Origin of the sequence: Saccharothrix coeruleofusca (genome assembly GCF_014648515.1) — a bacterium.
Taxonomy (GTDB): domain Bacteria; phylum Actinomycetota; class Actinomycetes; order Mycobacteriales; family Pseudonocardiaceae; genus Actinosynnema; species Actinosynnema coeruleofuscum.
The window spans coordinates 522,736-524,492 of sequence record NZ_BMRG01000002.1; the positions used below are offsets into that span (position 1 = coordinate 522,736).

Annotated in this window: 2 protein-coding genes; one reads left to right on the forward strand and one right to left on the reverse strand. The window is 73.8% G+C overall.

The features are described 5' to 3' along the window. Positions 1 to 897, forward strand: an 897-nt coding sequence (locus IEZ00_RS36330) for a PH domain-containing protein (RefSeq protein ID WP_229795191.1), incomplete at its 5' end; no start/stop codon positions are given. A gap of 98 nt (positions 898 to 995) precedes the next feature. On the opposite strand, the gene IEZ00_RS07125 is transcribed toward IEZ00_RS36330, so the two are convergent. Next, positions 996 to 1,757 (reverse strand): GlxA family transcriptional regulator (locus tag IEZ00_RS07125; RefSeq protein WP_229795194.1); only part of this gene is annotated, 762 nt, incomplete at its 5' end.

Genomic DNA, 1,757 nt, shown 5'->3' on the forward strand with positions numbered 1-1,757 from the left:
ATCGTGATGAACTACGCGCGCGAGTTGGACATCGAGGTGCTGGAGCCGATGACCGACGCGGCGCACTGGGTGGTGGAGCGGCCCCTCGGGCTGACCATCGCGGTGTCGGTGCTCGTCGTGCTGGTGCTGTCGACGCTGGGCTCGCTGCTGCTGTACCTGGTGCAGTACTGGAACTACCAGTTGACCCGCGAGCCCGACGGCACCGTGCGGGTGCGCCGCGGTCTGCTCACCACGCGCTCGGTTTCCGTTGCGGAGCAACGGTTGCGCGGTGTCGAGATCAAGGAGCCGCTGCTGCTGCGGGCGGGTCGTGGCGCGCAGGCCACCTCCGTCACCACCGGCCTGGGCAGCAAGGGCGAGAGCAACCTGCTGCTGCCGCCCGCGCCGGTCGGCGAGGCGCACCGGGTGGCCGCCGAGGTGCTGGGGGTGCCGGAGTCGCCGACGCTGACCCCGTTGCGGCGGCACCCGCGCGCGGCGCTGCGGCGGCGCATGGTCCGCGCGCTGGCGCCGGTGCTGGTGCTCGCCGCGGTGCTGGCGGTGTTCGCGCCGGACTGGGCGTGGCAGGCGGCGCTGGCGCTGCTGCCGTTCGCGGCGTGGCTGGGTTGGGACCGGTACCGCTCGCTGGGGCACGCACTGACCGAGCGCCACCTGCTCAGCCGCGGTGGCTCGGCGCTGCGGGAAACCGTTGCGCTGCAACGCACCGGCATCATCGGCTGGCGGATCTCCCAGTCGTTCTTCCAGCGCCGCTCCGGCCTGCTGACCATCTCCGCCACCACCGCCGCGGGCGACAGCGCCTACCACGTGACCGACGTCGGCGAGGCCGACGGCCTGGCACTGGCCGACGAAGCCGTCCCGCACCTCCTCCGCCCCTTCCTCGAACCCACCCCCGACGCCGGGTAGTAGCAAGCGTCGCTCAGCCCCACCCCCGGTAGTACTTGCAGACGCCCCAACCACCACGCGAGGCCGCGTCGGCCTGCCGGCATGCCTTTCGCGGAAAATCACGCTTTTCGATTTTCCGCGAAACGCGTGCCGATGGGCCGACTTCCAGGCGGCCGAGCCGCCCCGGCGGAGCCGGGGCCATTGAACACGGCCCGGTAGGCGGTCGGGGAGACGCCGAGGGCGGCGGCCAGTTGTTGGCGCAGGGCGGCACCGGTGCCGAACCCGGCGTGCCGGGCCACCTGGTCCACCGGCAGGTCCGTGGTCTCCAGCAGGTGCCGCGCCCGCTCCACGCGCTGCTGCGCGATCCACTTGCCGGGGCTGACGCCGGTCTCCTCCCGGAACCTGCGGGTGAACGTGCGCACGCTCATCCGCGCGTGGTCGGCCAGCGCGCGCAGGTCGAGTGGTTCGTGCAGCCGTTCCAGCGCCCAGGCGCGGGCGGGCGCGGTGGACGTGCCCGCCACTTCGGGCACCGGTCGGACGATGAACTGCGACTGCCCGCCGGGTCGCCACGGCGGCACGACGCAGCGGCGCGCCGCCCGGTTGGCGACCTCGCTGCCGTGGTCGTTGCGCACCAGGTGCAGGCACAGGTCCACGCCCGCGCCGACGCCCGCCGAGGTGAGCACGTCGCCGCCGTCGACGAACAGCACGTCCGGGTCCAGGTCCACGGACGGGAACAGCGCGCGGAAGTTGTCCGCGTGCATCCAGTGCGTGGTGGCCCGGCGGCCTTCCAGCAGCCCGGCCGCGGCGAGCACGAAAGCCCCCGTGCAGATGGACATCACCCGCGCACCGCGCGCCGCGGCGGCGCGCAGGGCGTCGCGCAC